Origin of the sequence: Celeribacter marinus (genome assembly GCF_001308265.1) — a bacterium.
Taxonomy (GTDB): domain Bacteria; phylum Pseudomonadota; class Alphaproteobacteria; order Rhodobacterales; family Rhodobacteraceae; genus Celeribacter; species Celeribacter marinus.
On record NZ_CP012023.1, the window covers coordinates 228,957 to 249,984 of the forward strand.

General features: G+C 57.3%; 17 protein-coding genes. 13 read left to right on the forward strand and 4 right to left on the reverse strand.

Features of this window, described 5'->3' with window-relative positions; genetic code table 11:
* The first annotated feature begins 88 nt into the window (after positions 1-88).
* From IMCC12053_RS01145 to IMCC12053_RS01180, 8 genes are all read left to right on the forward strand, one after another.
* Positions 89-2,515 (forward strand): beta-mannosidase, encoded by a 2,427-nt coding sequence (locus IMCC12053_RS01145; RefSeq protein ID WP_062214930.1) that lies wholly within the window; start codon positions 89-91, stop codon positions 2,513-2,515.
* Complete coding sequence (locus IMCC12053_RS01150) at positions 2,512-3,201, forward strand: D-lyxose/D-mannose family sugar isomerase (RefSeq protein WP_062214932.1); 690 nt, start codon at positions 2,512-2,514, stop codon at positions 3,199-3,201. Before IMCC12053_RS01145 ends, IMCC12053_RS01150 begins: the two co-directional genes overlap by 4 nt.
* Positions 3,202-3,223: 22 nt before the next feature.
* The gene (locus IMCC12053_RS01155; protein WP_062214933.1) at positions 3,224-3,979 is read left to right on the forward strand and encodes a sugar phosphate isomerase/epimerase family protein; all 756 of its coding nucleotides are present in this window, start codon (positions 3,224-3,226) and stop codon (positions 3,977-3,979) included.
* A 24-nt stretch (positions 3,980-4,003) separates the two neighbouring features.
* Positions 4,004-5,143, forward strand: coding sequence for a Gfo/Idh/MocA family protein (locus IMCC12053_RS01160; protein WP_062214935.1), 1,140 nt, complete (start codon positions 4,004-4,006; stop codon positions 5,141-5,143).
* Positions 5,144-5,264: 121 nt separating this feature from the next.
* Positions 5,265-6,293 carry an L-glyceraldehyde 3-phosphate reductase gene (mgrA, locus tag IMCC12053_RS01165; protein ID WP_062214937.1) on the forward strand — a complete coding sequence of 343 codons (1,029 nt, stop codon included), beginning with the start codon at positions 5,265-5,267 and terminating at the stop codon, positions 6,291-6,293.
* 14 nt (positions 6,294-6,307) lie between these two features.
* On the forward strand, positions 6,308-7,915 hold the full coding sequence (locus tag IMCC12053_RS01170; protein WP_062214939.1) for a glycoside hydrolase family 43 protein: 1,608 nt from the start codon (positions 6,308-6,310) through the stop codon (positions 7,913-7,915).
* A 67-nt stretch (positions 7,916-7,982) separates the two neighbouring features.
* A complete protein-coding gene (locus tag IMCC12053_RS01175; RefSeq protein ID WP_082388997.1) occupies positions 7,983-8,825 on the forward strand; it encodes a TolB family protein in 843 nt (280 codons plus the stop codon).
* Complete coding sequence (locus IMCC12053_RS01180; protein WP_062214941.1) at positions 8,803-10,128, forward strand: cytochrome-c peroxidase; 1,326 nt, start codon at positions 8,803-8,805, stop codon at positions 10,126-10,128. Before IMCC12053_RS01175 ends, IMCC12053_RS01180 begins: the two co-directional genes overlap by 23 nt.
* On the opposite strand, the gene IMCC12053_RS01185 is transcribed toward IMCC12053_RS01180, so the two are convergent.
* The gene (locus IMCC12053_RS01185; RefSeq protein ID WP_062220698.1) at positions 10,129-11,649 is read right to left on the reverse strand and encodes a CRTAC1 family protein; all 1,521 of its coding nucleotides are present in this window, start codon (positions 11,647-11,649) and stop codon (positions 10,129-10,131) included.
* The gene (locus IMCC12053_RS01190; protein WP_082388998.1) at positions 11,649-12,908 is read right to left on the reverse strand and encodes an ROK family transcriptional regulator; all 1,260 of its coding nucleotides are present in this window, start codon (positions 12,906-12,908) and stop codon (positions 11,649-11,651) included. Before IMCC12053_RS01190 ends, IMCC12053_RS01185 begins: the two co-directional genes overlap by 1 nt.
* A gap of 235 nt (positions 12,909-13,143) precedes the next feature.
* On the opposite strand from IMCC12053_RS01190, the gene xylF reads away from it, so the two are divergent.
* From xylF to xylA, 5 genes are all read left to right on the forward strand, one after another.
* Positions 13,144-14,172: a D-xylose ABC transporter substrate-binding protein gene (xylF, locus tag IMCC12053_RS01195; protein WP_062214942.1), complete on the forward strand. Its 1,029-nt coding sequence runs from the start codon at positions 13,144-13,146 to the stop codon at positions 14,170-14,172.
* Positions 14,173-14,316: 144 nt separating this feature from the next.
* Positions 14,317-15,618: a sugar ABC transporter permease gene (locus IMCC12053_RS01200; protein WP_062214943.1), complete on the forward strand. Its 1,302-nt coding sequence runs from the start codon at positions 14,317-14,319 to the stop codon at positions 15,616-15,618.
* Positions 15,615-16,382 carry an ATP-binding cassette domain-containing protein gene (locus IMCC12053_RS01205; protein WP_062214945.1) on the forward strand — a complete coding sequence of 256 codons (768 nt, stop codon included), beginning with the start codon at positions 15,615-15,617 and terminating at the stop codon, positions 16,380-16,382. Before IMCC12053_RS01200 ends, IMCC12053_RS01205 begins: the two co-directional genes overlap by 4 nt.
* On the forward strand, positions 16,382-17,821 hold the full coding sequence (gene xylB, locus IMCC12053_RS01210; protein WP_062214947.1) for a xylulokinase: 1,440 nt from the start codon (positions 16,382-16,384) through the stop codon (positions 17,819-17,821). The genes IMCC12053_RS01205 and xylB overlap by 1 nt, the downstream gene beginning before the upstream one ends.
* Positions 17,818-19,119 (forward strand): xylose isomerase, encoded by a 1,302-nt coding sequence (gene xylA, locus IMCC12053_RS01215; RefSeq protein ID WP_062214949.1) that lies wholly within the window; start codon positions 17,818-17,820, stop codon positions 19,117-19,119. The genes xylB and xylA overlap by 4 nt, the downstream gene beginning before the upstream one ends.
* A gap of 81 nt (positions 19,120-19,200) precedes the next feature.
* Here xylA and IMCC12053_RS01220 read toward each other — a convergent pair whose 3' ends face one another.
* Together IMCC12053_RS01220 and IMCC12053_RS01225 are read right to left on the reverse strand one after the other, a co-directional pair.
* Complete coding sequence (locus IMCC12053_RS01220; protein ID WP_074906191.1) at positions 19,201-20,106, reverse strand: sugar kinase; 906 nt, start codon at positions 20,104-20,106, stop codon at positions 19,201-19,203.
* Positions 20,096-20,848, reverse strand: coding sequence for a GntR family transcriptional regulator (locus tag IMCC12053_RS01225; protein ID WP_062214951.1), 753 nt, complete (start codon positions 20,846-20,848; stop codon positions 20,096-20,098). Before IMCC12053_RS01225 ends, IMCC12053_RS01220 begins: the two co-directional genes overlap by 11 nt.
* Positions 20,849-21,028 lie beyond the last annotated feature (180 nt).

Here is a 21,028-nt window from a genome sequence, read left to right on the forward strand (position 1 = left end):
CGTATGTGTGCGTATCGGCTCTTTTGATCTGTTTTGCGGCGAATGGTCTGGCACATAGGACCACGCTGATCTCAAAGGAGCGGTGGCGATGCGCCTCACACAGAATTGGACCTTTTACGATGACACGGGCCATTATAGCGTGCCGGTCACTGTGCCCTTTGATAGCGTATCTGCCTTGTATGATGCGGGCAAAATTGACGATCCGTATTGGGGCCGCAACGAGTATGATCTGCGTTGGATTTCTGAGCGCACATGGGTGGCCAAGCGTCAGTTTGAGCTGACCGATGCCAACATCGAACTGGTGGCCGAGGGTCTCGACGGTGTGGTCGATGTGGTCGTCAATGGCACCACGGTTTTGAATGCTGAGAACAGCTTTCGCAGCTACCGCGTTGATTTGTCCGAGGTGGCCAAAATTGGCACCAATGACATCGAATTGCAGTTTCGCTCTGTGGTGGCCGAGGGGGCCGCACGTCAGGCAGCTCAGACGTTTCATATCCCCGGAATTTCGGATCGCAACGATGGTCAGGTGCCGATTGCGAACGGCAATATGTTGCGCAAAACGCAATGTGATTTCGGGTGGGATTGGAATATCGCGCTTGCGCCGTTCGGTGTCACCGGAGCGTTGGACATTTGCGCCAAGACGCAGGCGCGCCTTGACCATTTGCATATCGCCCAAGAGCACCACGATATCGAGAGCGATAGTGTGACGGTGATTGTGACCGCGCATATCGCGGGCGATGCGGAGGGGGACACGGTCGAGATGTCGTTTGGCGGCCGCACCCGTGAGGCGCAGGTCAAAGGTCGCGTCGCACAAGCCAAGTTCTTTATTGAGGCGCCCGAGTTTTGGTGGCCCGCAGGTCAAGGCATGCAACCGCTTTACGATCTCGAAGTGCGGATGCGCGACGAGGTGATGGAGCGCCGTGTCGGGCTACGCCATATCGAATTGGTCGTCCAAGAGGATGACGCGGGCACATCGTTCAAATTCAAGGTTAACGGGCGTGAGGTCTTTGCCAAAGGGGCCAACTGGATCCCCGCCGATGCCCTGTCGGGGCGCATTGACCGCGAGGAGGTCCGTGATCTGCTGCAATCCGCCGTGGATGCCAACATGAACATGATCCGCATTTGGGGCGGTGGTCGCTATGAGCCGACATGGTTCTATGACATGTGCGACGAGATGGGTCTGATGATCTGGCAGGACTTTATGTTCTCGTGCAATCTCTACCCCGCTGACGAGGCGTTTTTGGCCAATGTCGAGGCGGAGGTGCGTGAAAATGTACGCCGGATGCATCATCACGCCTGTATGGCGCTGTGGTGTGGCGACAATGAATTGCTTGGTGCGTTGACGTGGTTTGATGAGAGCAAGGCCAACCGCGACCGCTATCTGGTGATGTATGACCGCCTCAACCGGACGTTGGAGAAGGCCCTCAAAGACGAAGATCCAAACGCGATTTGGTGGCCGTCCTCGCCCTCTCCGGGGTATTTCAATTTTGGGGATGGGTGGCACGACGACACCTCTGGCGACATGCATTTCTGGTCTGTCTGGCACGAGAACCGCGATTTCGAGCATTACCGCGATATCAAGCCGCGCTTTTGTTCCGAGTTCGGATTTCAATCCTACCCCTCAAACCGCATCATCGAGACGTTCACGGACGCAAAGGACCGCAACATTGCAGCACGTGTGTTCGAGAGCCATCAAAAGAACGCCGGAGGCAACGAACGGATTGCGGCCACGATGTTCCGCTATTTCCGTTTTCCCGTCGATTTCCCGAACTTTGTGTATCTCTCACAGGTGCAACAAGGTCTCGCGATCAAGACGGCTGTGACGTATTGGCGCTCGCTCAAACCGCACTGTATGGGCGCGCTCGTGTGGCAGCTCAACGACACATGGCCGGTGTGCTCATGGTCCTCGCTTGATTATGGCGGCGGGTGGAAATTGCTGCACCACATGACGCAGAAATTCTATGCGCCGGTGAGCGTGGTGGTGAACCCCGAGAACGGCAAAGACCACTTTAAGGTGGTCAACGATACGGGCGAGAACGTTGACATAACGGTGCAAATCGCGGCGGTGAACATGCACGGCGTGGCGCGTCCCGTGGCGGATGCAACCCTGTCCGCATGGGCGAGCAAGGCACTTGATCTGGTGTCACTGGATCACGGAACGCTCAACGACGACGAGATTTACGTGTTCACATGGCAGGCTGGCGCGGGCGAGGATGCGGTGACGGGTGGCGACATCTATGCGCCCAAAGCGTGGAAAACCTATGACCTCGTTAACCCCGAAATTGCCCATACCATTGTTGAGGTGGACGGCGTCTATGAGATCACGTTGCGCGCGCAGGCGCTTGGCTTGTTCGTCGCGGTTGAGGCCTCGACGCAAGGGCGGATGTCTAACAACGCGTTTGCGATGCTGCCGAACCAAGAGGTCAAGGTCACGTTCGTTCCGCAACACGCTGATGAAAAACCACAATTCACAATTCGTGACCTTTACACTGCCACCTATGGAGCCGAGATATGAAGCGTTCAATCGTCAATGAAATCATCGCAGAGAGCGACAAATTCATGCGCTCGTTCGGGTTCGTGATGCCGCCCTTTGCCTACCTTAATCCAACGGGTTTGAAGTCTTACATTGCGGACGGCGGCACGATGGTGCGCGATCATATGTTGGGCTGGGACATCACCGATTATGGTCAGGGCAACTATGAGGATTTGGGGCTCTTTTTGTTCACCGTGCGCAACGGCTCTGACGCCAATGTGGCACGCGGAATGGGGATGCTCTACGCCGAAAAGCTATTGATTTCGAACGAAAATCAAATCAGTCCGATGCACCATCACACGTTCAAAACCGAGGATATCATCAACCGTGGTGGCGCGTCATTGGTGTTGGAGTTGTTCACACGGGCAGAGGATGGATCGTGCGATCCAACTGCGCCCGTTGAGGTGCTCACGGACGGGCGTAAACGGACGCTAAAGGCGGGTGAACACCTCAAACTGGAGCCGGGGGAAAGTGTGACCCTTGAGCCGTGGCATTGGCATGCGTTTTGGGGCGAGGGTGGACGTGTGTTGATTGGCGAGGTGAGCAACGTCAACGACGACCGCACAGACAATATTTTCCGCGAACCAATCGGACGGTTTGCGGCCATCGACGAGGATACGGACCCCGTGCATTTGCTGGTGTCCGATTATGACAAATGGCTCGCGTGAGACGCGACAAAGGAGAGATACAATGACCGATTTTTCATACCAACTTTATTCATCGCGCAATTGGGGCAACGACGAGACGCTCGATATGATTGGCGCTCTTGGCTATGCGCAGTGCGAGGGCTACGGCGCGTTTTACAACGAGTTGGACCAATTGGACGCGCTCAAGGCGCGCTTGGCCAAGAACGGCTTGCAGATGAAATCAGGCCACTTTGCCCTTGATATGGTCGAGAATGATCCTGCGCGTGTGCTTCAAATCTGTAAAGAGTTGAACATCGAACACGTCTATGTGCCGTATCTTATGCCCGACGAACGCCCAACGGATGCCGATGGATGGCGTGCGTTTGGTGTGCGCTTGGCCAAGGCCGGTGAGCCGATCAAGGCGGCAGGTCTGGTCTTTGGCTGGCACAACCACGACTTTGAATTTGTGGCTCTGCCGACGGGTGAGTTGCCTGAGGATTTGATCCTTGAGGGCGGTGATCACATCAATATCGAACTGGATATTGCGTGGGTTGTGCGTGGCGGTGCGGACCCAATTGCGGCCGTGAAAAAATACGGCAAACGCATTACCGCCGTCCATGTCAAAGACCTCGCACCTGCGGGTGAAAAAGAGGACGAGGGCGGGTGGGCCGATGCGGGCACCGGAACGATGGACTGGCCTGCAATCTGGGCCGCGATCCAAGAGTTCACCGCGGCAGATGTGTTTGTGATGGAGCATGACAACCCATCCGATCACGCGCGCTTTGCCAAAACTGCAATCACCAACGCCGCCGCGTTTTAAGCACGGCACAAGGGAGGATATCACATGACACAACTCGGCGTTGGCATCATCGGATGCGGCAATATTTCCAAGGCATATCTGGACCTTGCGCCCAACTTCAAAGCGATCGAAGTGCGCGCGGTGGCCGATATCAACATGGAGGCCGCTCACGGGCGCGCCTCAGAATATGAGGGCGTTCGGGCCGAAACGGTCGATGCGCTTTTAGCCGCAAGCGACATTGATCTGATCATCAATCTCACCATTCCTGCGGCACATTTCGAGGTGACGAAACGCATTTTGGACGCGGGTAAACACGCCTATTCCGAAAAGCCGTATGTGCTCACACTCGCTGAAGGCGAAGAGTTGCGGGCGCTGTCAGAGGCTAAGGGTCTGCGCGTGGGGTCTGCGCCTGACACGTTCATGGGCGGCGCACATCAGATGGTGCGCGAGATCATCGATAGCGGCAAAGTCGGCAAAATCACCTCGGGCACCTGTCACTTTATGGGTGCGGGCATGGAAATGTGGCACCCGAACCCTGACTTTTTCTTTCAACCGGGGGGTGGTCCCGTGCTCGACATGGGGCCGTATTATGTGACCAACCTTGTGCAGCTTTTGGGACCGGTGAGCCGCGTGGCTGCCTTGTCCAACAAAGGCCGTGCAACCCGCACCATCACCACCGATTGCCCGCGCAAGGGCGAGGTGTTGGATGTGGTTGTTGATACCAATTTCCACGCGCTGTTGCAGTTTGAAAGCGGGGCCGCCATCACCGTGTCGCTGTCATGGGATGTGTTTGCGCATGAACATCAAAACATGGAGCTGTATGGCACTGAAGGCGCAATTTTTGTCCCCGATCCGAACTTCTTTGGTGGCAACGTTCGTATGGCTGGCACGGACCAAGAGGTCAAAGACGTGCCTCTATGGGAGCATCCGTTTTCTGTCACCAACATGGTTGACGGGCAAGGCAATGATCGCGCCAACTACCGCACGGCGGGCGTGGCCGACATGGCACAAGCCATCGTGGAAGGGCGTCCGCATCGCTGCTCTTTGGAACTTGCGACCCACGCGATTGATGTGCTGACATCTATCATGAAATCGGGTGAAACGGGCCAGTTTGTGGACATTTCCACAACCTGCGAACGTCCCGCAGCGGTCACACCGGACGAGGCGCGCGCGCTCATGGGCTAAGCCCACCACTTGTGCGCAAAGAGCGGTGGAAAACCGCGTTCGTGTGCACCAAGTTAAGTGCGAAGCAAACAACGGACACCCCCGTTTGGCGGGTGTCCCAACCACTCTTGGAGGAGTCGCCATGAAACCTTATGTCCCATCTGACACCCGTTACGACAAAATGGTGTATCGCCGCTGTGGCAAATCAGGGCTAAAACTGCCCGCGATCTCGCTCGGCCTGTGGCACAACTTTGGTGGCGACACGCCCCATAATACCAAGCGCGAGATTTTGCGCACGGCGTTCGATCACGGCATCACCCATTTCGATCTGGCCAACAACTACGGCCCGCCCCCCGGATCGGCGGAATTTGCGTTCGGGTCTATCCTCAAGGAAGATTTCGCAGGCCTGCGCGACGAGATGATCATCTCCACTAAGGCGGGCTATCATATGTGGGACGGCCCCTACGGTGAGTGGGGCAGCCGCAAATATCTGATGGCGTCTATTGACCAATCTTTGACCCGTATGGGTCTGGATTATGTGGATATTTTCTATTCGCACCGCTTTGACCCCGATACGCCACTTGAGGAAACCATGGGCGCGCTCGATAGCATCGTGCGTCAGGGCAAGGCGCTTTATGTCGGGATTTCGAGCTACAATTCCGACCGCACCCGCGAGGCCGTGCGCATCTTGAACGAGCTTGGCACGCCCTGCGTGATCCATCAGCCGAGCTATAACATGCTCAACCGTTGGGTCGAACATGACGGTCTAAAGGACACGCTGCATGAGTTGGGTGTCGGCTCCATCGCCTTTACGCCACTGGCGCAGGGGATGCTGACAAACAAGTACCTCAAAGGCGTGCCAGAGGGATCGCGCGCGACCCAAGGCAAGTCGCTCAAGCCAGAGTTTATCTCTGATCGTGCGGTAGAGAACCTGAACAAACTCAATGAGATCGCCGAAAATCGCGGCCAGACATTGGCGCAAATGGCCATTGCATGGGTGCTGCGTGATGGCGGCATCACCACCGCGCTGATCGGTGCGTCCAAACCGTCCCAGGTGACGGATTGCGTTGGCGCAATCGGCAATCTGGAGTTTTCGGCGGAAGAGCTCAAACTCATTGACGACTACGCCGATGAAGAAAAAATCAACCTTTGGGCCAAGTCGTCCGAATAAAGCGGAGATCCATCGTGATCCACAATCCTATCCTTGCGGGGTTCAACCCCGATCCGTCATTTTTGCGGGTCGGGGAGGACTACTATATCGCCACATCCACGTTTGAATGGTATCCGGGCGTGCAGATTTTCCATTCACGCGATCTGGTGAATTGGGATCTTGTGGCGCGGCCTCTCAACCGTGCGGCTCTCTTGGATATGCGTGGAAATCCAGATAGTTGCGGTATTTGGGCGCCCTGTTTGAGCCATGATGGGGATAGGTTCTATCTCGTTTACACAGACGTGAAACGCTATGACGGGGCGTTTAAAGATGCGCCCAACTACATCACCGCCTGCGAGACCATTGACGGTGAATGGTGCGATCCGTGGTATGTAAACTCGTCCGGTTTTGATCCCTCGCTGTTTCACGATGATGACGGGCGCAAATGGTTCATGAACATGCAATGGAACCACCGCGGCGAGGGCACAGGCGGCAACCCAAAGAATTCCTCATTCGACGGTATCTTGTTGCAAGAATGGTCGCCTGAGCGCGGGTTGTTCGGGCCTGTCAAAAATGTCTACGCGGGGACAGAGCGCGGCCTGACCGAGGCACCGCATATGTTCAAGCGCAATGGCTATTACTACCTGACCACTGCGGAGGGCGGTACGGCCTATGATCACGCGGTCACATTGGCGCGATCACGCGACATTTGGGGTCCGTATGAGGATCACCCCGACTTGTTCGTGATGTCTACCAAAGACGTTCCATTGGCGCAAAGCGCGATCCAGCGCACGGGCCACGGCCAATATGTCGAGACGCCTGATGGACAGGTTTATCATACGTTTTTGATGGGTCGCCCGATTACGGGACCGGACGGGACGGGGATGTATTGCCCGCTTGGACGTGAAACCGGCATTGAGCGTTGTGTCTGGAAAGACGATTGGCTGTATCTGGAGGCGGGCGGTCTTGTGCCGCGCGCGCAGGTTGAGGGGCTGGCCGATGTCGCCCCACGCGCGCCCAAAGATGTGGTGACCGAGTTTGCGGGCCAGACATTGCCCAGTGATTTCCAATGGCTGCGTCACCCCCATCCCGAGCGGTTGTTTCGGGTCGATAACGGGTTGCACGTGATTGGTCGTGAAAGCTTTGGGTCGTGGTTTGAAAACGCACTCGTTGCGCGCAGACAAGAACACCACGTGTGCACAGTCGAGACAACGGTCGCGTTTGATCCGGTGAGCTATCAGCAATCAGCGGGCCTGACGCATTACTATAACCGTTTCAAATTTCACAAACTTCTTGTCTCGCTTGAGCCTGACGTGGGCCGGTGTTTGCGCATTGTGTCGTGTCTGGGGGATTATCCCGATGCGGCTTTGACGTGGACACCCGACATGGTGCCGCTTGCGGATGGTCCCGTTGAGTTGCGCGCGCAGATCGACAATGCCGCGCTACAATTTGCGTGGCGACTGGGCGGTGATTGGATCAATATTGGTCCTGTTTTAGACGCATCTTTGATCTCAGACGAGGGCGGGCGCGGTGCGCATGGCTCGTTTACGGGCGCGTTTCTTGGGATGTACGTCATGGATATGACGGGGCAGGGACGTGAAGCGTTGTTTTCCCGCTTTGCTTACCTCCCCAAAGGCGCGTAAACTCTGGTTAATTGGTGTGGGCCGCTGTGTGGCCCCCACTGCCTTTGAGCGCAAGATGGAGACCCACATGTCCAATTGGACCTCACGCATCATGATCTACGATTTTGAGGAGGCCCGCGCGTTTCCTGTGTTGGAGACGGACATGCATATCGAGGCGCCGAACTGGACGCCGGATGGGTCCGCGTTGCTTGTGAACGGGGACGGGCGGTTGTTTGAGGTCGATCTGGCAGAGCCAGAATTGGCGGAGATCGACACAGGTCTGTTGATCACGCTCAACAATGATCACGGTATTTCGCCCGATGGCTCGACGCTGTTTCTGTCGGATCACACACTTGGGGCGGGGTCGCTCATTTGGACACTTGATCTTGAGAGTGATGATGATCCCGTACAAGTCACGCCAAATGCGCCGAGTTGGTGGCACGGTGTGTCCCCCGATGGCCAGACATTGGCCTACACGGCGGTGCGCAACGACACATTCGGGATTTGGACATGTCCGGTAGCGGGCGGGTCCGAGCGCTGTGTCATCGAAAGCGATCACCATTATGATGGGCCGGATTACACGCCTGACGGGGATTGGATCTGGTTCAATTCGGAGCGCTCAGGGCGTGGATCGTCGGACCTGTGGCGGGTGCGTGTCGACGGCGCACAGCCGCAACAAATGACCGACGACACACGCGTCAACTGGTTCCCGCATCCAAGCCCTGATGGCACGCGTGTTGTGTATTTATCCTATCCCGAGGGCACCAAAGGACACCCTGCCGATTTGGAGGTCGAGCTGCGTTTGATTGCGCCCGAGGGCGGGACGCCTACGACCCTCGTAAGTTTGTTTGGTGGTCAGGGTACGATCAATGTTCCCTCGTGGTCTCCTGATGGGGTCGCTTTTGCCTATGTTGAATATGCACGTAAATAACCGCCTTAGCCCCGTGTTCGCGGCGGCTTTATGTTCGATCTGTGCAAGTTTTGCATGGGCGCTTGATCTGCCTGCGCCCGCAACGGACGCGGATTTTCTACAGGCATCGCCCGCTGAAGTCGCCCTTGGCCAGTTGCTGTTTTACGATCCTGTCTTGTCGGGCAATGACAATGTTTCATGCTCCACGTGCCACCATCCAAAGTTCGGAACCTCTGACGGGCTGAGCCTTGGTCTGGGGGAGGGCGGAGTGGGGCTTGGCCCCGCGCGGGTCTTGGATCCGGACAACCCGCCTGAACACCGCGTTCCGCGCAATGCACCCGCCCTCTACAATTTGGGGGCGCATGAATACACCACGATGTTCCATGACGGTCGTGTCGAACTGGTGGACGGGGTATTGCATGTTCCTATCGAAGACCCGTTTTTTGATCAGGTGAACGGTCTGCTTGCCACACAAGCCGCGTTTCCCGTGCTGTCACCCGATGAGATGGCGGGACAGGTCAACGAGAACCCGATTTCCAAAGCGGTGCGCAAGGGCCGGTTTTCGGGAGAGGGCGGCGCATGGGATTTAATCGCCTCAAAAGTGGCGGCGATCCCTGCCTATCCCCCGTTGTTTTGGGATGCATACCCCGAAACGAAAACGCGTGATATCCGGTTTGCCGATATCTCCAACGCCATTGCAGCCTTCATCGCGGTCGAGTTTCGCGCCGACAATAGCCCGTTTGATGCGGTGTTGCGGGGCGAGGCCGCACTTGACCCTTTGGCAGCTATGGGGATGGAGTTGTTTTACGGGGATGCGGGCTGTGCGTCATGCCATAGCGGCACGTTCCAGACCGATCATCAGTTTCACGCTATGGGTCAGCCGCAGTTCGGACCGGGAAAGACCTTGCCGTTTGAGCAGGGGTTGCGCGACGAAGGACGCTACCGCGTGACGGGACACACTGAGGATATGTATGCCTTTCGCACGCCGTCCTTGCGCAATGTCACTCTCACCGCGCCTTACGGGCATACAGGGGCGTATTCGGATCTGTGGGAATTTGTGACCGCACACACTATGCCGCTGGCGGCCTTTGATGCGTGGTCGCCGGATATGGCGGTTTTGCCTGTGATGCCGGTTGACGATTGGGCCACCTTGCAAGACGCCGATGCGCAAATGGGCATTGTGGACGCGATATCGGTTGAGGACATGGCCTTGCCCGCTGAGCATATCGACGCGCTTGTGGCCTTTTTGGCGGCGCTCACGGATGAGACAACGCGGCTTGGTGTGCCTGAGACTGTTCCGTCCGGATTGCCGTTCGAGCGGTGATTAGCGCGACAGTTCGATCCAGCGCTCTAGAGGCGTGACTTCCACCCAATCGCTTTGTTCGCCATCGGGCCAGATCACCCGTACCTGCGCTTTTTCGGCCTGACCCAAGCCAAAGTGAAGCGGTACAGATTGCCCTGAGGCATGCCCGCCACCGATTGTGATCTCTTGCACCTGAAGGCCGCGATTGGTTAGGATTTCCACGGTTGCGCCCACCGCGTGGCTATTTGAACCCACCTGATACAACGACACATCGAGATAGGTTCCGGTCTCTGGTGTGGTGTTTTGGTATAGCTCCATGGGCGCGCCGCGATTGACGACAACGAGATCAAGTGCCCCATCGGCGTTCAAATCAACAAGGCCCGCGCCGCGCGATTTTTCGAGGGACGCGACGCCTGCCGCCACCGATCTCTCTGTAAACCGTCCATCGTCGCCTTGGACCAACAAGTTGTTGGGATCGCGCGCGGCGTTGGAGGGCATTTGTTCAACGTTGCCTTTTGCGATGAACAGGTCGGCATCGGTGTCGTTGTCGATATCCCCCCATGCCGCATGCCACCCCGTTGAGGCCCGCCCGTCATCGCCCACGTGCGGGCGTTGGGCATATGTGCCGATGTCATAGGGGGCGGCTATATAACTGCCATCAGCCATGCCGAACTGGAGCAATTGATCGCCCATCGAGGTCAGCACGACATCGGGTATCTCATCCCCATCAATGTCGCGTTCGGCAATGCCCATGCCCCACAACGAGACCTTTTCCCACCCGTCCTCTTCGCCCAAAAAGCGATTTAGGCCAAGGTCATAGAGCTGTTCATATCCGCCTGTGACGTAGTAGTGGCGATCATTTGACAGGCGCAGCATCGTTGCGCCGCGCGCACCTTTGGACATAAGGGCCGACAGGGTGCAAAATCCGGGGTCCAACAGGGTCTTGTCCCAGCCTGACGGCGTAGACCGGTGCAATTCGTTGCTGTCACAGGCCTCAAATGGGCCATCGGGGTTGTCGCGGTCGACGTAGTTGCCAAAGAACAAGGTGGGGCGTGTTTGGCCCGCCTCCCACGTGGCACTAAACGCGGTGGTCCAGCGGTCACCGCCATCGAAACCCCACGCGGCGGTTGCGTCCTCGAACGTACACTCCGGCCCGCCTTTGAGTAGCATATTGGCGCCCACGCGCAGCACCGCCAGATCAAGCTGTCCATCACTATCGATGTCGATGGGGTAGGCGCCCGTGACGCCCGTGATCTCGTCGAGTGCACCGCGCTCAAAGCGGAGCGCGCCCCCACGCGGCGAGCGGTTGATCATCAGGCTTGCGGGGGATGTCCCGCCGGCCGCAAACATGTCGGGTAGCCCGTCCGCATTGCAATCCAGTATCGCCACGCCGCCGCCGACAAAATGCTCCCACCCGCCGGTATACGCGTGCGGAGGTAGAGCGTCAGAGCGGTTTTGATAGCTGATTGTGGTGTCGGCATATGCGACGCAGGCCGTGAGGCATCCAAGTGCGGTTGCCGTGGTCATAAACGTCTGGCGCATCATCCCAATAGTCTCTCCGTTGCGTGGTCAAGCGCTAAAGCGCCAGCCCCTTGGGCCCAAACGAGATCCCCCCACGCGTGAATGTCCACAGGTGTGGGCGGGCGGCCCGGTTTTTGCGTAAGGTCGCGAAATTCGCTCAAGACCTCTTCTGCATAGAGGTAGTCGTAGCGCAAACGATCCCCCGACAGCAAGATGAGAGCGGGATCAAACAACGTCACGACATTGGCCAGACCCACGGCCAGATAACGCCCCGCCCGCGAAAAGATCGCTTGAGCCGCCTCGTTTCCATCTTTGGCCTGCGCAAACAGGTCTTCGAGCATTTCTGTGGGGGATGCGGTCGAGCCCACGGGGTGGGCCAGCGCGGTATGGGCCTCACGCACAAGCGCATAATCCGCCACATAGGCCTCAAGACAACCACGTTTTCCACAGCGACACAGCGCGCCGTTGATCTGGATGGTCATGTGACCAAGTTCCATACCATGCCCCGAACCGCCCCGTTGCAGTGTGTGCCCTTGGACATAGCCAATGCCCACGCCGTGTTCGATCGAAACCACGGCAAAGTTATCCAAAGCGCGCCCCGCGCCGAACCACAGCTCGGCCATCGCCAGTAAATTGGCATCGTTGTCGATCCGCACCGGAATGCCGAGGCGGTGTTGTAAAATATCGCGCAGGGGGATGTCGGGGTCCATCAGAAAGGGACACCAAATGACGTGGCCTGCATCAAAGTCGACCATACCCGGAATGCCAAGCGCAATTGCGGCGAGGGACGATTTGTCGAGATGGGCCGATGTGAGGGCAGCGGCGACAAGTTGTTCTATCTCGTCCACGATCGCATCCGTGCTGCGCCGCTCGGGTGGGGCGGGCAGGGTGGCCGCGCCAATGCGCTTTCCGGCGAGATCAAGCAGGACAGCCGAATTTCCGCGATCCGATATTTTGATGCCGATCACCGCGCTCGCGGCCCCATTTACCTCAAGCCCGACACGCGGGCGTCCGCGGGTGGTGTCTATGGTTGGGCGCGCAATCTCCGTCTCGGCAATCAAACCGCTCTCTATAAGCTCGGTGGATAAGGTGGTCACCGTGGCCGGACTGATGTCGAGATGTTTGGCAATATCAACCCGCGCAATCGTGCCGGCGGCGCGAATGGCCTCGAACAATTGCCGGCGCAGCGGCTTGGGGACCGCATTTTGGGCGCGAAACAACGGGCCACAGCCTTGGATCTCCCCCTCCAAGAGTGAGGATTTAAAGGCCGATGTGATCATTTTTAAATTTCATGCAGATAATTAAATGCTGACCACACAGTGTGATCAGCCCTCCCTGAGGGTATTTAAGTCACGGCTTAACGGGCAAATCTAGCAAAAAAGTTTCTGTAAGTTCATTATTTTATTTGGAAGCTAAATTTAAATATGCAATCCTGTGCGCGTCCGGTGGCGAGTCGAGCGTTGCGTTGTGCATGCCGTGCCATTGGATAGACATTTATTTTTTGGGAGGAAAATAATGCGTAAATCCATGCTTTTGGCAGCTACAATCGTGGCCTCTGGCCTCGTATCCACTGCCTATGCCGCCGACCTCACTGTTGGCGTGAGCTGGTCCAACTTTCAAGAAGAGCGTTGGAAAACAGACGAAGGCGCAATCAAGGCGGCTCTTGAGGCTGCTGGTGCCACTTACGTGTCCGCCGACGCACAGTCGTCTTCCGCAAAACAGCTTGCCGACATCGAGAGCCTGATTGCTCAAGGCGTCGACGCGTTGATCGTTTTGGGTCAAGACACGCAAGCCGTCATTCCCGCGGTGCAGGCCGCTGTGGACGAAGAAATCCCCGTTGTGGCCTATGACCGTCTCATTGAGGACAACCGTGCGTTCTATCTCACCTTCGACAACGTTGAAGTTGGCCGTATGCAGGCCCGTGCTGTTCTTGAGGCTCAGCCATCTGGCAACTACGTCATGATCAAAGGCTCGCCTACCGATCCAAACGCAGATTTCCTGCGCGGTGGTCAGCAAGAGATCATTCAGGCGGCTGTTGACGCAGGCGACATCACCATCGTTGGCGAAGCCTACACAGACGGTTGGTTGCCCGCGAACGCACAGCGCAACATGGAGCAGATCCTGACCGAGAACGACAACAAAGTTGACGCTGTTGTCGCCTCGAACGATGGCACCGCTGGTGGCGTTGTGGCGGCTTTGACCGCACAGGGTATGCAGGGTATTCCCGTATCCGGTCAGGACGGCGATCACGCCGCTTTGAACCGTGTGGCTGCTGGTACACAGACGGTTTCCGTATGGAAAGACGCGCGTGAGCTTGGCAAAAATGCTGCTGAAATCGCCGTGGCGCTTGCAGGCGGCACAGCTATGGACGCCGTGGATGGTGCGGTTAAGTTCACCACACCTGGTGGCACCGAGATGAACGCAATGTTCCTCGCGCCAATGCCCATCACAGCCGCAAACCTGTCTGCTGTGACAGATGCCGGTTGGATCACCGTCGAGGCTCTGTGCCAAGGCGTTGAGGCAGGTCCCGCACCTTGTAACTAAACATAAGTTGCGCCTCGTTGAGGTGCGCTAACTGAGTTGTCTCCCGCGTTCTTTTGAGCGCGGGGGACTTCACAGACGTGGGTGCCTATGTGGTGCGCCCATTGGTATGGACGGGCGGTACACCGCGCCCGATGGGGATAAGACATGGCGGATTCCGCACAGGATACCACTGCGACAAAAGGCTCAAAGGGTCTCTTTGCGCAGCTCGAATTGGACATGCGGTTGTTGGGTATGATTGGGGCATTTGTCATGCTCTGTCTGGCTTTCAACTTTGTCACGGAGGGGCGGTTTTTAACCCCTCGCAACGTATTTAACCTGACAATTCAAACCGTGTCGGTGGCTATTATGGCCACGGGCATGGTGTTTGTGATTGTCATGCGCCACATCGATCTGAGCGTGGGCGCGCTTTTGGCGCTCTGCTCGGCGATTATGGCAATGGTCCAAGCACGGTGGTTGCCCACGACCTTTGGCCTTGAAATCGGCCATCCGATGATTGCGCCTTTGGCGATGCTGTCGGGTCTGGTGTTTGGCACGCTCATTGGCGCGGTCAACGGCTGGCTTGTCGGCTATCACAACATTCCCGCCTTTATCGTGACACTGGGCGGCTTGCTCGTCTGGCGCAACGTGGGGTGGTATCTCACCGATGGGCAAACCATTGCCCCGCTTGATCAAACCTTTCTCGTCTTTGGCGGCGCAGAGGGCACATTGGGCGTCACATGGTCATGGATCGCGGGTCTGTTGGCCTCGGCGTTCACCGTGTTTTCGCTATGGAATGCGCGCCGTGCCAAGTTGCGCCATGACTTCCCCGTCAAACCCGTTTGGGCCGAAGTGACGATTGGTGTGATTGCCGTGGGGGCGATCATGGGCTTCATCGCGACCCTGAACGCCTACGATATTCCCAAAGGCAAATTGCGCCGGATGTTTGAAGCCAAGGGCATGGAATTGCCGGACGGGTTTACACAAGGGTACGGCCTGCCGATTTCGGTGCTGATCTTGATCGCCACGGCTATTGTGATGACGGTTGTGGCCAAGAAAACCCGCCTCGGGCGCTATATCTTTGCCACGGGCGGTAATCCGGACGCGGCGGAGCTTTCGGGCATCAACACGCGGCTTTTGACGGTCAAGGTTTTTGCGCTCATGGGGTTCTTGTGTGGTCTGTCGGCCATTATTGCCCAAGCGCGTTTGCAAAGCCACGCCAATGACATCGGCACGCTCGACGAGCTGCGGGTGATTGCGGCGGCGGTGATCGGCGGCACGGCCTTGTCCGGCGGGATCGGCACTATTCACGGGGCCATATTGGGTGCACTCATCATGCAGTCGCTTCAATCTGGCATGGCGATGGTCGGCGTTGACGCGCCGTTCCAAAACATTGTCGTCGGCGGCGTCCTTGTGATCGCTGTCTGGATCGACATCATTTACCGTAAACGTCTGGGGATCAAAACATGAGTGGCAACCCAAACACTGGAACGCCCTTGGTGGAGATGCGCGATATCTCCATTGCATTTGGCGGCATCAAGGCGGTGGATAACGTTTCTATCACGCTGCACGCAGGCGAAGTTGTAGGCCTGTTGGGCCACAACGGCGCGGGCAAATCCACATTGATCAAGTGCCTGTCGGGTGCCTATCACATGGATGCGGGCGAGATTTTCATCGACGGTGAAAAAGCCGAAATCCGCAACACCCGTGACGCACGCAAATACAACGTCGAGACCATCTATCAAACGCTTGCTTTGGCGGACAATCTTGACGCGTCATCGAACCTGTTTTTGGGCCGCGAATTGGTATCGCCCATGGGGTTCGTCGACGAGGGCGCAATGGAGGCGGAAACGCGGTCGATCATGGCGCGTCTCAATCCGAACTTTAAAAAGTTCTCCGATCCTGTTTCGGCGCTTTCGGGCGGGCAACGCCAATCGGTGGCCATCGCGCGCGCGGTCTATTTCAACGCACGTATCTTGATCATGGACGAGCCCACAGCGGCCCTTGGTCCCCATGAGACACAGATGGTGGCGGAGCTGATCCAAGAGTTGAAACGTCAGGGTCTCGGGATTTTCCTCATCGAGCACGATATTCACAACGTGATGAAACTGTGTGACCGCGCGATGGTGATGAAAAACGGTCAGGCCGTTGGCACGGTCAACGTCGATGAGGTCACGGATGACGACATTTTGGGCATGATCATCATGGGTAAAAAACCGGAGGCGGCATACTGATGTATATTGGTTTGGATCTTGGGACATCGGGTCTCAAGGCGATTTTAATTGACGCGGATCAGGCGATTGTGGCGGAGGCCAACGCGCCGTTGACCAACGAGCGCCCCCATGACGGATGGTCGGAGCAAAGCCCGCAAAGCTGGCTTGATGCCTGTGATGCGGTGATGGCCGCGCTCGGGGCGCAGGCGGATTTGTCGGGCGTGGCGGGCATTGGCCTATCGGGTCAGATGCACGGTGCAACGCTTTTGGATGCCTCCGACGCGGTGCTGCGCCCGTGTATTTTGTGGAATGATACGCGCTCGCACGTCGAGGCGGCACGCCTTGATGCGGACCCGAAATTTCGCGCACTCACGGGCAATATCGTCTTTCCGGGCTTTACCGCGCCGAAACTGGCGTGGGTCAAACACAACGAACCCGAGATCTTTGCAAAGGTCGCTAAAGTGTTGTTGCCCAAAGACTATTTACGCCTGTTCCTGACGGGTGACTATGTGGGCGACATGTCCGATAGCGCCGGAACCGCATGGTTTGACACGGCGAAACGCGATTGGTCCGATGACCTGTTGGCGGCCACCGATATGGACCGCTCGTTCATGCCGCGCCTTGTTGAGGGGGCGCAGGTGTCTGGCACATTGCGCGCCGAACTGGCGGCCAAATGGGGCGTGGCTGTGAGCTGCGTCATCGCGGGCGGGGGCGGTGACAACGCTGCCTCGGCCATTGGCGTGGGCGTGGTCAAGGCGGGTCAGGCGTTTGTGTCGCTTGGCACCTCTGGCGTGCTGTTCGCGGCCAATGACGGCTATCAACCCGATGCGGATCGCGGGGTTCACACCTTTTGCCACGCGCTGCCCGATACGTGGCACCAGATGGGGGTGATCCTCGCGGCGACCGATGCGCTCAACTGGTACGGGCGGTTCGTCGGACAGGGTGCAGCCGCGCTCACCTCTAACCTCGGCGCGTTGCAATCGCCCGGAAAAACACGGTTCATGCCCTATTTGGGTGGCGAGCGGACACCGCTCAACGATGCGGGCATTCGCGGCGCATTCGTCGGCTTGGAACATGCCACGGATACGGCAGCGGGGACGCGTGCCGTGCTTGAGGGCGTCACATTCGCGATCAAGGATTGCGCAGACGCTTTGGCGGCAACTGGCACCAAGATCGACCACCTTTTGGCGGTCGGCGGCGGGTCGAATTCCGACTACTGGGTTGAGGCGATTGCCACGGCTCTGGATTGCCCCGTTCATTTGCCTGTTTCGGGCGATTTCGGCGGCGCGTTCGGCGCGGCGCGGCTTGGCCAAATGGCGGCCATAGGCGGCGGGGCCGAATTGGCGACCGCACCCACAATCGAGAAAACCATTGAGCCGAATGGCGCGCTAACACAGGCGTTCGCGGACGGGTTCGAACGTTACAAATCAGCACAAATTGCGATTAAGGGACTGACATGACAGACTTTTTCAAAGGCATTCCACAGGTTAAATTCGAAGGCGCGGATAGCGACAACGAGTTTGCATTCAAACACTACAACCCTGACGAAGTGATCATGGGCAAGCGCATGGAAGACCACCTGCGGTTCTCCATCGCCTATTGGCACTCGTTTGCCTATGAGGGCGGTGATCCGTTCGGCGGGCGCACGTTTGAGCGGCCGTGGTTCGATGGCGGCATTGAAAACGCCAAACTGAAGGCCGACGTTGCGTTCGAGATGTACGACATCTTGCAAGCGCCGTTCTTTGCGTTTCACGATCTCGATGTGCGTCCAGAGGGCAAGGATTTCGCGGAGAGCACGCGCAACCTCGAAGAGATCGTCGATTACTTTGCGCTTAAAATGGAAAGCTCCAAGACCAAGCTGTTGTGGGGCACGGCCAACCTGTTCACGCATCGCCGTTTCATGGCGGGCGCGGCCACCAACCCTGATCCCGATGTGTTTGCCTACTCGGCGGCGACGATCAAATCGTGCATGGATGCTACGATCAAATTGGGCGGTCAGAACTATGTGCTTTGGGGCGGCCGCGAGGGCTATGAGACACTGCTCAACACCGACCTGACCAAAGAGGCCGACCACGCCGCGCGGATGTTGGAAATGGTCGTCAACTACAAGCACAAGATGGGCTGGGACGGTCAGATTTTGATCGAGCCAAAACCCCAAGAACCATCCAAGCATCAGTACGATTATGATGTTGCCACCGTGTACGGGTTCCTCAAACGCTACGGCCTTGAGAACGAGGTCAAACTCAACCTTGAGCAGGGTCACGCGATTTTGGCGGGTCACTCGTTTGAACACGAATTGGCTGTGGCGCGCTCCTTGGGCATGCTTGGGTCGATCGACATGAATCGCAACGATTACCAATCAGGTTGGGACACCGACCAGTTCCCCAACAACGTGCCAGAAGTGGCCTTGGCCTATTACGAAGTGCTGAGCGCGGGCGGGTTTACCAAAGGCGGCACCAACTTTGATAGCCGCATTCGCCGTCAATCCCTCGACGCCGAAGATCTGATTCTGTCGCACGTTGGGGGCATGGACATCTGTGCGCGCGGCCTCAAAGCGGCGGCAGCGATGCTTGAGGATGGCAAGTTGGAAGCGGCGCGTGATGCGCGTTATGCCGATTGGGACAGCGCGGCATCCAAGGCCATGCTCGAGAGTGATCTCGAAAGCATTCAGGCCCGCGTTTTGGCCGATGGTGTCAATCCAGAGCCACGTTCAGGCCGCCAAGAGCGTCTCGAGAATCTTGTGAACTCCTACATGTAAGTCATTCAAAACGTTTTGAAATAAGAAAAGGGCGGGGAGTGTTCCCCGCCCTTTTTCGTGTGATGCATCCATAGGCGTATCTTAGAGTTTGACCAAAGCCCCACGGTGCAAAACCACCTGCGCCGAGAGCGCCATACCGGCCCGCAACGCCTCGGTTAGATCCGCGCCCTTCATACGGGCGGTCAAAAAGCCCGCGTTGAAACTGTCGCCTGCGGCTGTGCTGTCGACCGGTTGGACGGGATCTGGGTGCAATGTGAACCCGCCTTCGCCTTTGGACCACGCATAAAGCTCGTCGGCGCCGTTTTTGACGATCACCGTATGGGCGCCAAGGTTGCGGTAGCGTAGGGCCGTATCGGCGGGCTTTTTATCACCGAACATCACTTCCTCTTCGTCAAAGGACGGGAGCATGATGTCGGCAATTGCGGCGGCTTTGGACAGCCAGTCTTTGGTGGCTTCGGCATTTTCCCACAGGCGGGGGCGGATGTTGGTGTCAAACACCACCTCTGCGCCGTTTGCGCGGGCGCGCGAGAGCGCGTCGATCAGGTTTTGACGGTGGTCAGGCGACAGGATCGCAAGCGTAATGCCCGAGAACAATAAGATGCTTTCGCCATCGAACGCGGCGTCCAGACGGGCAGGGTCGGCGGCCAATAGTTTCGCCGCCGAGGTGTCGCGCCAATAGGCGAAACTGCGTTCGCCATTGTCGAGCTGGATCATATAGAGGCCAACGGTGCGGTCCGCAATTCGGGTAATGTGATCGGTTTCGATGCCGGAGCTTTCGAGAAAGGCGAGCATACGGTCCGATACGGCATCCTCACCGGCGCAGGTCAGATATCCAACGTGATAGGCAGGATCATCGCCCAAACAGCGCCGTGCGTACCATGCGGTGTTGAGCGTATCGCCCGCAAAATTCATGTCGTATTTTCCGGCTCCGTCAGGAGCCATTTCCACCATGCATTCACCGATGGTCAAAAGCTTTTTATGCGCCACGTTCGTCCTCGTTTTCAAAATATTCGCTGTGTTCGGCACGGATGTCGTGGATAATGTGCCCGATCCGTTCAAGATGGGTGCGCATGAGCGCGGACGCCGCCGAGGTATCGCGCGCTTTGATCGCATCGACGATCGCACAGTGATCATCAAATGTCTGTTGTGATCCCTTTTCGAGCGAGAGGTAGCGTGCGCGGTCCATATGCGCCTTGTTGTCTTTGATGATTGTCCAGACTTTCGGGTGTCCTGCAATCTCACACAGCAGTTCATGAAGCGCGTCATCAAGTTCATGGAATTTGGTGCGATCTCCGTCATCCATTGCGATTTTTTGCGCCGCGAGGTTGGCCTCGATCCGCGCCAATCCGTCCTCGGTTATGTTCAAGATGGCGGCGCGCAGCACTTCCATCTCAAGGGCGGTGCGAATAAACCGCGCCTCTAGGACAGCGGCAATTGAAATGGCCGTAACTGTGGTGGCACGTTGCGGGCGGATCCACAAAAACCCTTGTTGTGACAACCGGTAAAAGGCATCGCGCACAGGTTGGCGCGACACGCCCAACTGGCTGGCCACTTCGGCTTCGGACATTTTGGTGCCTGGGCGCAACTGCAATTCCACAATACGGTGGTAGAGCGCATCGTACACCATGTCGGTGACAGAGGGGACGCGCGACTGGTCAATAGAGGTCAACTGAACGCGCGCCGCCAATCGTGCGGCTGTTGATTTTTGCTGTGGCGTATCATGGCCCATGTGTCTGTCTCCCGTCAATATCGGCACTCTTATGCGCGACTTTTGGCATGAATGGCAATGTCATGTGTGGGGTGCGTGGCGCGTTGACTAGATTTGTCGTCTAGCATATTAGTTGATCAGATTACACGGGACGCGCCAGAATCGCAAATCTATTTTGTGGCGGGCGTTTCGGAACTTTGA